At 67.9% G+C, this 8,943-nt stretch carries 8 protein-coding genes and 2 pseudogenes; 4 read left to right on the plus strand and 6 right to left on the minus strand.

What is annotated here, in order from left to right; translation table 11 throughout:
* From M1M07_RS31265 to M1M07_RS31275, 3 genes and pseudogenes are all read right to left on the minus strand, one after another.
* A pseudogene (locus M1M07_RS31265) lies at positions 1 to 449 on the minus strand (hypothetical protein); the annotation flags it as partial.
* A gap of 103 nt (positions 450 to 552) precedes the next feature.
* Entirely contained in the window at positions 553 to 1,677 is a 1,125-nt protein-coding gene (locus tag M1M07_RS31270) for an insoluble domain protein (protein WP_248676641.1), read from the minus strand.
* A gap of 35 nt (positions 1,678 to 1,712) precedes the next feature.
* Positions 1,713 to 3,308 carry a cutinase family protein gene (locus M1M07_RS31275; RefSeq protein ID WP_248676645.1) on the minus strand — a complete coding sequence of 532 codons (1,596 nt, stop codon included), beginning with the start codon at positions 3,306 to 3,308 and terminating at the stop codon, positions 1,713 to 1,715.
* A 347-nt stretch (positions 3,309 to 3,655) separates the two neighbouring features.
* Here M1M07_RS31275 and M1M07_RS31280 point away from each other — a divergent pair, with 347 nt between their 5' ends.
* Together M1M07_RS31280 and M1M07_RS31285 are read left to right on the plus strand one after the other, a co-directional pair.
* Entirely contained in the window at positions 3,656 to 4,435 is a 780-nt protein-coding gene (locus M1M07_RS31280; protein ID WP_248676642.1) for a helix-turn-helix domain-containing protein, read from the plus strand.
* Complete coding sequence (locus M1M07_RS31285; protein WP_006933563.1) at positions 4,432 to 4,851, plus strand: hypothetical protein; 420 nt, start codon at positions 4,432 to 4,434, stop codon at positions 4,849 to 4,851. Before M1M07_RS31280 ends, M1M07_RS31285 begins: the two co-directional genes overlap by 4 nt.
* Here the strand turns inward: M1M07_RS31285 and M1M07_RS31290 are convergent.
* From M1M07_RS31290 to M1M07_RS31300, 3 genes are read right to left on the minus strand one after another with little or no spacing between them, the layout of a single operon-like run.
* Positions 4,838 to 6,184, minus strand: coding sequence for a cytochrome P450 (locus M1M07_RS31290; protein WP_248676643.1), 1,347 nt, complete (start codon positions 6,182 to 6,184; stop codon positions 4,838 to 4,840). The two genes, M1M07_RS31285 and M1M07_RS31290, sit on opposite strands and share 14 nt — an antisense overlap.
* A gap of 19 nt (positions 6,185 to 6,203) precedes the next feature.
* A complete protein-coding gene (locus M1M07_RS31295) occupies positions 6,204 to 7,331 on the minus strand; it encodes a DUF6545 domain-containing protein (RefSeq protein WP_248676644.1) in 1,128 nt (375 codons plus the stop codon).
* Positions 7,328 to 7,834 carry a hypothetical protein gene (locus tag M1M07_RS31300; RefSeq protein WP_029547260.1) on the minus strand — a complete coding sequence of 169 codons (507 nt, stop codon included), beginning with the start codon at positions 7,832 to 7,834 and terminating at the stop codon, positions 7,328 to 7,330. Before M1M07_RS31300 ends, M1M07_RS31295 begins: the two co-directional genes overlap by 4 nt.
* A gap of 262 nt (positions 7,835 to 8,096) precedes the next feature.
* Between M1M07_RS31300 and M1M07_RS31305 the strand changes: the two genes are divergently transcribed.
* Both M1M07_RS31305 and M1M07_RS31310 read left to right on the plus strand, forming a co-directional pair.
* Positions 8,097 to 8,300, plus strand: coding sequence for a hypothetical protein (locus M1M07_RS31305; RefSeq protein ID WP_029547261.1), 204 nt, complete (start codon positions 8,097 to 8,099; stop codon positions 8,298 to 8,300).
* 286 nt (positions 8,301 to 8,586) lie between these two features.
* Positions 8,587 to 8,943, plus strand: a pseudogene (locus tag M1M07_RS31310) (hypothetical protein); the annotation flags it as partial.

Consider the following 8,943-nt stretch of genomic DNA (forward strand, 5'->3'; position numbering starts at 1 on the left):
CGGTCGATCGCGGACTTCAATCCCCCACGGGTGCGTTCGGGGATCATCAGCGGGCCACGGGGAAGGTGGGCGCGGACCCACTCCGGGGCGCCTGCATAGGGGTCGACCTCGGTCGCCGTATCGCCGTATCCGGCCCCGCCGTGCTCGTCGTCGGCCGGGTTCTGATCGTCGTATCCGGCAGGGCCGTGGGCTGAGTGATCGGCAGGATGGACCGGGGCCGGGTAGATCTCGGCTGCGGGTTCGGCAGCGACGATCGGTTCGAGGTCGGTCTGGATGACCGACTCGTCGTCGGTAGCAGGCTGGTCGGGGACGCAGGCCGCATCGACCGGGTGGAGGTCCGATGCCGGCACCCCCGCGGCGTCGAGGGTCTCGTCCGGGATCGGAATGCGCACCGATCCGGTCTCTCGTTCGTCGCTCGCAGTCGGCTCCGGCCCGTACCGCTCGGTCACGTCCGGGAAGAGTTGTCCTCGATTGCCGGTCGACAATGTGTCCTCCGTCGTCGGGTGGTGGGGGCGGAGCTACCCGCCCCCACCGGCGAGATGTTCGGGCAGGTCAGGCCGGGTTGATGCCGTCCGCGGCCGCGGTCGAGATCATCTCGGCGGCAGTGCCGAGCGAACCGTCGAAGAACGTGGTCAGCACGGTGTCCGCTCCCGCGACGACACCTTCGCCACCGGGCTGGACCTTCACCCACTCGCGGACCTGCGAATCGACCTGCGGAGCGGTGGTCACGACGCTGCGCACGGCGTCGGCCGCGGCCTGCCCGACCGGACCGGAGGAGCGCCACTGCTCGACCGTGGCATCGGCCTGCTCGGTGAGCGCGTCCTGGTGCACATCCGGCAGCTGCACCTCGATGGGCTGGCCCTCGTCGTCCCCGGCACCGAAGGCGGTTCCGGCCGCCAGACCGGCCACCCCGCCGACCACCGCGCCGGGGACCGCGCCGACCGCAGCGCCGATCGCTGCGCCTGCCGCGGTCCCGGCCACGCCGGTGGTCACCGCGGGCAGCACCGGGATCGGCAGCGGCACCACACCACCGGCCGCCGCCCCGGCGATACCGCCGAGGGTGCCGCCGATCAGCGCGCCGGGAACCGCCCCGGCCGCAGCGCCCGCTGCAGCACCGGCCACCGTCGCACCGATCTGCGCAGCAGCGACCCGATCGGCACGGCTGGCATCCACGCCGACCGAGGTGTAGAAGGTGGCGACCTCGGAGCGGATCAGACCGGCGGTGTTGTTGGTGCGCTCCCGGTCGTCGTCGGTGACCCAGTTCGGCTGGTTGAAGTGGACATCGCCGACCATGATCTTCTCCGGCGGAGCGATGTAGATCGGCTCCGGGGTGACCGGCTGCGGCGCCCGCAGCGTCATCGGGTCGATCGGCGGCGGGGCGGACTGCCGCTCGTAACGGTTCGTGTCGTAGTTGTAGTCCGGCAGCGGCGCGTACTGACGCTGCTGCGCCGGAGGCGGGGTCCAGTAGATCTGCTTGGCCGGAGGAGCCGGGGCCGGCTTCGGGGCGCTGGTGGTGCCGCCCTGGGTGGACGGGGCCGGGGTGGTCACCCCGCCCTGCGAGGGCAGCTCGACCGGAGCGGCCGAGGCCAGCCCCGACCCTGCTGCCACGATCGCTGCGGCCGTGGCGGGCACGACGCTCGCCTTGGCGATCCGCGAAGCCCTGCGATGTGTGCTCATGATCGCTTCTCTCTCGTGTGTGTCGGGGCGTGGAATCAGTTGAGTGCGGCCGAGACGCCGCCCTGCTCGAGCACCGTCGGTCCCGCATCGACCACATGCGTCGTGGTCACAGCCGGTGCCGCGGTGGTGGAGGTCACTGTTTGTGACGGCGTGCTCGACGTGGTCTCGGTGGTGCTTGTCGGCCGAATCGTGGTGGTTGTCGGGACCGGCGTCGTCGAGGTCACCGTCTTCGCCGTGGTCGTGGTCGTGGACGTGGACGACGCCGAGGAGGCGGCGGCGTCGAGGTCGGCTGCCGCCGCAGCGAGCCAGGACGCGACGAATCGTGTCGGGGCCTGCCCACTGGCGGTGGCCGGGACCGACCCGTAGGAGCCGTGCTCGGCGGCGACGTTGCGCACCGTCGTCATCGCCACCAGATCGAAGGCATCGCGGTTGGCCTTGACCTCGTTCTGCACGACCTGGAACGCCTGGCGCACGAGGCGTTGCGAGGTCGCCGGCGGAACCAGCTCGGGCAGCACACCGACCGTCTTGGCGGCGAGCACCCCGAACGCCGCGGCCGGATTGGCCAGCCCGACCGCCGCGACCGCCGCGATCGTCTCCGGGGTGAGCACCTTCTTGGCGACCGTGACAGCCGCGTTGAGGCCGATCAGACCGACCTTCATCAACGCCGCGGTCACTTCCTGCCCGGTCGGAGGCGTCGCCCGCGGATCGGACGCTTCCGCCAGACGCTGCGAGATGGTCTTCTTCGGCTGGATCGACACCGCCTCGAGGGCGTTCTTCGGAGCCGCAATGTCCTCGTTGACCACATCGACGGCGGTGGTGAACGCCGTCGAGGCCAGTGCCCGGCCGACCGTGGCGACGGCGACGAACGGATCACCGCCGACCTCGACCTGCCCGGCGACGTTGACCACCGCCCGCACGATCGGCGCGTTCGCCGGGGCGTCGCACGCCAGATCACCGGTCTGGCACCAGGACGAGACCCGACCCGAAAGGGTGCCGTAGTCCGTGGTCAGATCGGCGACGGGGCCGATGCCGCCGCCTTCCGGGGCGGTGAACGCCACCGACGACAGCGCCTTCACCGTCTCGCCCGTGGTGCCGGGAACCGGCGACGGGTCGCTCTGCGAGGTGCCGGGGAACAGGCCGGAGCCGGGGCTGCGGGTCGGCGCGCCGAACAGCGCACCGGCAGCGATCGAGCCGGTCGGCACCGCTCCGGTGCCCTTGCCGACCGACCGCAGGAAGTTCGAGGCCGCATGAGCGCCCTGGGAGAAGCCGACCACGGCGATCTTGGCCGACGGACACTGCTCGAGCACCTTCTTCGCCGCCAGGGACAGGTTTTCCTCCCCCTCGGTGACCGACTCGACGTACGACCGGCTACCACCGGGGGTCAGGCCACCGAACGATCCTGGATACGGGACATAGGCCCGATCGACGCTCGCTCCGAGCTCACGAGCCTGGTCGAGCATCGGCCCCATGATGTTCGACAGCATCCCGGTGTCGACCTTCACCGGCGCATCGGGTGAGGACTCCGTGGTGCCCTGCATCCCGAGCACGTACAGATCCGGGCACCCGTCGATGAGCCCGTCGAGCCAATTCGTCTGCGCGTGCACCGGGACCAGACCACCCACACCAGCCATGACCGCAGCCGTGGTGACGGCGGTGGCCACAGTCCGCGTCCCCCAACCCTTCATCTCTCTCCATCCCTCAAGCAGTCGGTCCTCAAGACCCGTAGTGATCACCCCCGCTGTTCCGGCTCTGGGGTGCCGAGCTTGTGCGGAAGCCCTGCACCCCAAAGCCGGTACACCACAGGGCGCTGCACTGCTGTGAGTGCGCACAGCCCTTCGGGACCCGGTCCTCCGAGACAGTGGCCGCCCCGGCTGGGGACCGGCGCAAAACCCCTGTTCGCAAATTTTTGGCAAAGCATATACTCGAAAAGCTCGAAAGAAAAGCAAAAAACTATGCAACTTTAGTGGAGGGGGTGGCGGTGACGGTTGAAGCAGAGCGTCGCAAAGCCCCAGCTCTTTCGAGGTACCGAAGGCGTCTGATTCAGACATTGGCCGGTAAGGTCGATGCGATGACAAACGAGCGGGCGCGTTTTGCGCGAATAGTTGCCGAGCGGAGGCGCCTGCTTGGCTTGACTCTCGACCAGCTGCAACAAGCCGGCGGGCCGTCCGACGTGACTACGGGCAAGATAGAAAAAGGCGCCATCGCTTCCCCGAGCGCCCGTACTCTGCGACGCCTCGACACCGGTCTGCAGTGGACCGAGGGATCTGCGGCGAGGGCCTTCGCCGGCGGGGATCCCACTGCCTTGGAGGAGGTCCCGTCCGTACGGCGCTCGACTCCTGGTGCGGTCAACGCCGCTGCGGACTCGGTGACCCTCTCGCTGACCGTGGTCAACGAGTTGTCCGACATCGCGAAGCGGTACGAGAAGTTGGCGGGGACGATCGAGGACCGGGAACTGGTCGCCGAACTGGGTCGGATCAACGCCGATTTCGACTTGTTGGTCGATCGCATCCTGCGGGCATGGTTGATCGCCCAGCTCGAACGCAAGTCGGCGCCGGACTCACCGGTGCGAGGTGATCCGGTGGTGGAGATGCTGATCGGGGACTACCTCAATCGCACTCCCGAGCCCCCGTCTGTCGAGGACGCCCACGAGCTGCTGTACCTGCGGTGGCTGACGGGTCGGGCCGGGGAGATCGATGAAGCGACCGAGCACGCGTTCGTCACACAGTGGAGCAAAGCGCAGAAGGAGGACCGTCCGTGAACTACCTGGCCCCGTCCCTCGGGCAGAAGCTCGAACGGCTTCTCGCGTTCTACCACCACCGCAACGAACCCGAGTTGACGTTGCAGGCGGTGGCCACCATCGTCGGACAGCGCATCGGCGAGCCGGTCCCGGTGGAACTGCTCGAAGAGGTCCGCTCCGGTGAGCGGACCTCGTTACCGGTCACCGTCACCGACGCGCTGTGCGACGCCTTCAAAGTCGACCGCGACTACCTGCGACTGAGCGGTGGCCGGGATATCGACATCGATCAACGGTTGCGGCTGTGGATCACCATCCGGGACCGCGGGCTGCACCACTTCGCTGCGCGTGCCACCAGCCTGACGCGCGAAGACCTCGAGCGACTTATCGCGGAAATCGAGCGGATGACGCCGCAGACTGGCGGACTCAGACAGGCGTGAAGCGCAGACGAAGGCCCTTCGGGCGCAACGTCAGAGTTTCTTCCACCTCGAGCGCATAGCCGGGTTCGGGGGTGATGTCGAACCGCAGCACCAGGGTCGCCAGGGCCAGGGTCATCTCGTGTAAGGCGAACTGCCGGCCGATGCACGAGCGGATGCCGGTGCCGAACGGTTTGAACAGCTCCGGTGCCCGAGCACGGTTGTGCTCGGGTGCGAAGCGATCCGGGTTGAACCGGTCGGCGTCGGAACCCCAGGCCGGATCGCGTTGTACCGCCAGTAGCAGCACGAACACCCATTCCCCGGCCGTGAACTCGTGCCCGCCCACCCGGGTGTCCTTTTTGGCGGAGCGGAAGAAGCCCGGAGCCGTGGGCCACAGCCGCAGTGCTTCGTTGATCACCTGGCGCGTGTAGCGCAACCGCGGCACGTCCTCGTACCGGACGGAGCCGTCGCCGAGGATCCCGCGAGCCTCCTCGCGCATCCGGGAGGCCACCGCCGGGTCTTGGGCGATGAAGTGCAGCGCGAAGCTCAGGGCGTTAACGGAGGTCTCGTGGCCGGCCACGAGGAAGGTCAGCACCTGATTGCGGATATTCTCCGGATCGAGCGCGGCACCGTCGTCCGGATGCAGCATCCGGTCCAACAGATCACTCCGGCGCTCGCCCGACCGCTGCCGGGCCGCAATCACCTCGTCCACGGTCTCGACCAGCAAGGCATGGTCGAGCTCGTTCTGTTTCTCGTCCTTGCGCTGCAGGAACTTACCGACGAAGGGCACCGGGATCGCACTGTTCTGCGCGAAGGTCAGTGCTCGGCTCATCGCGGCCACGAAGGGATGCTCGCTGCCGCCGAACGAATCGAACGAGTAGCCGAAGCCACAGCGACCGATCACCTCGAGGGTGAGCTTGCCCATCTCGTCCACGACCGGTACGTGTGCGTCCGTGCCGGCGAGGTCCTTGCCCAGCTCGTCGACGACCTCGACCATCACATCGTGGTAGGAGACCATCGCCTCCTTGGTGAAGCCGGGCATGAGGACTTCGTGTGCTCGGGCCCAGCTCGATTCCCCGTTGTAGGCGGTGAAGAGCCCGTCCGCCACCAGCGGTCGCAGCCGTTCGAGAGGCCGGCCGACGTACTTCTCCCACACCGTGTCGTCGAAGACCTGCGCGGCGAGCTCCGCGGAGCCGACGAAGGTCAGGTCCGTCCCGAGAATGGAGCGCCGGTAGATCGGCCCGAGCTCCTCGAACCGCTGCAACGTGGTCTGGTTCGGTTTCTCCTTGGACATTCCCAGGACATCGCCGATGAACGGCACCCGCCGCGGCGGATGCGGAATCGTCGTGTTCGGCACTAGCCGTTCCTTCCCCTTGTCATACGCTCACGGCGTCGGCCGGGCGTTTGGTCCATGCTTGCGCGATGCGCAGCAGTTCGTCTTCGTCGGCGAGCCACCGTGGCGTGGTCACGCGGGATTCCGCCGCCCCGGCTCTGCGTCGCTCGAGCGCGTTGACGATCGCGGCGCACCGCTGCGCCGGGGTGGCCTCGTCCCGCCGCTCCTGCTCGGTCATGTACGGCAGGAGGGTGAACACCGCGTCCTCGCACTCGATCCGCATCCGGTGCTCGCGATCGACACTGTTCGGCAGCAGCCCCGTCGATTCGATCGACATGGCCGGCAACGCGGTCGACAGGTCCTGCCACATCGGCGTCAACGTCAGCACGGCCACCGACGACGGATCGTTGCGCAGTTTCGCCCGGACCGCCGCGAACACCGGAGCGGCGACGACAGCCGCCAACACGCACGCGGTCGGCAAGAAGAGCACATCGTTGGACTGGCTGCGCCAGTCGGTGAACCCGTTGGTCACCTCCGCGGACATCAACACGGCGTTGGCGAATCGTGTCAGATGATCGAAGGCCGACACGCCGCCGGTGCCCAGGATCAGTCCTGCCCACAGCCGAGTGGACCGGTTCTGCTCACCGTCGCGGAGGATGCGCAGGCACGCGTACGCCACCGCGGCCACCGCCAGCGGCATCTGGGCCGCGTAGATCGCCATGTACGTCACGGTCCGCACCGAGCGCAGCTCCTCGATGGCGACACCGGCGGAGCGGGCCGGCGCGCTGATCCAGGCCATCACCAGCATCCACCCCACGATCAGGGCGTAGCACCCGACGATCGTGCGCCGCGGAATCTTCCGCACCTTGCGGTAGGCCAGGACGATGAGGAAGATCGCGGCCGCCCCGAGCATGGCGAAGCCGTGAGTGAGTAGGCGAATGTCCGACAGGGTCAGGGGTGTGGCCCCCAGCAGAACGGTCTGTACCGCACGGTCTCGGAGCAGTGAGGCGCCCAGCCACCACACCAACAACCAGGTGATCTGCTGGTCGAGTTGGCGTTCGGAGACGAAAAGAGCCCGGGCCACGATGACCAGGGCGAGGAAGCCCATCATGGGGATGCTTGCCCACTCCGGCAGCGCGGAGGTGGCCTCCTGATGCAGCAGAGCGCTCATCGCAGCGGGGCGAAGACGCCGGCGATTCGATGCAGATCACCGTGACTGTCCAGGTCGATCGGGCCGCGACTGAGCACCGCCAGGTGCGTGCCGAGCAATTCGGCTTCCGCCTCGGTCGGAGAGTCGAAGGTCGAACGCCGCATCATGTACTCGATTCCCTCCAAGCTCAGCCCCTCGGTCAGGGCACTTTCCGTCGGGCGGAACGGCTCTCCCGGGTGCTGACCGAGCACATGGCCGACCTCGTGAAAGATCTGCTGACGCTGATGGCGAACCGAGCGAGCCGGGTCATAGCGGATGACGTACCGCGTCGGGCCACCGAAGAGCAGCCCGCATCGGGTCTGCAGATCCGTCGACAGGCCCGGCCACGGCTCCAACTCCACCGCCTTCCCGGTGTCCTCTTCCAGCCAGCTGAGGAACTCCGCGACCGTCCACGGCGGCTCGAGGGGCACCCGATCGAGGATCTGCGCGATCCGTTCGCGTCGATCGCCCCCGCGTCTCAGCACTCGCTACCTCCCCTTCAGGCCTCCCCTGCCAGATGGCGGAACCTCCGGAGCATAACGCAAGCCATACTCTCGCCAGGCATCGCTAAACAAAGGCAAAGAATGAGCGAATAGTATGAAAGAATCCGCGTTGGCGGTCGAGGCGTGGGCGTGTCGGACATGCTTTACGCCTCACCTGTCACAAGATGGTCAAGGCATCGCCTCGGCTCGGGCCGACCGGCCATGTTGGCACAGGTTGAACGGTGGAGGGAGAACTGCAGTGGGAATGGCTAGCAAGGGTGCCCGTACCCGCGTGGTCACCCGCGTCCCGGACGAAGTCTACGAAGCCCTCGAGGAGGGTCGCCGAGCTGCTGGGGTCGAATCGATCAGCCAGTACGTCGCGGACCTGCTTGCAGTGACCACCGGCCACCATCTACTCGTCCGCGAGCTTCAGCGCCACCGCGAGGAGGAGGTTCGTATGTCTGCGTAGCTCACGAGTGGCTTCAGCAACTTCATAAGCAAAACGCAGACCACATGAGAAAACCCCCAGCCGTGCGGGGCTGAGGGTCCTCAAAGTTGGTGAGAGCCAAGCGGCCAAACTCGGCTCTCGTACTGCTTTCCCCGAAGGGACTGTCTTGCCGGACAGGTCTCAGGGTACATCGCGCCCTGAATCAGAGCCAACGATCGCTGCGCGTGTCGCCACTCTCACCGGTGACACCTCACCGAATCGTCACCTTTTCGACGTGTGCACGCGCCGCTGGTCGCCGCGTGCCCGGGTGCGGATCGACCCGGATCGCACCCACACGTACGCCACCACGATGGCCATGCCCGCCCAGGCGCCCGGATTTCCGTGGGCGCTCTACCTGGCCGGCGCCGACCATCGCTACCGCCTGCTGGCGTTCGACCTCGACAGCGGGCGCCACGGCCCCGAGGTCGCTCGCGCCGATGCCGACCGGCTGGCCGCGCACCTGGCGGAACTCGGTGTTCCGCACCTGCGCACCCGGTCCGGGCCCACCGGCGGGCAGCACATCTGGCTGCGCCTCGCCGCGCCGGGCGCCGGCGCCGACGACGTGCGGCGCCTCGCCCACGCCCTGCGCCAGCACTACCCCAGCCTCGACACCGCCCCCCTGACC

Source organism: Rhodococcus sp. HM1 (assembly GCF_023218075.1).
Lineage (GTDB): Bacteria > Actinomycetota > Actinomycetes > Mycobacteriales > Mycobacteriaceae > Rhodococcus.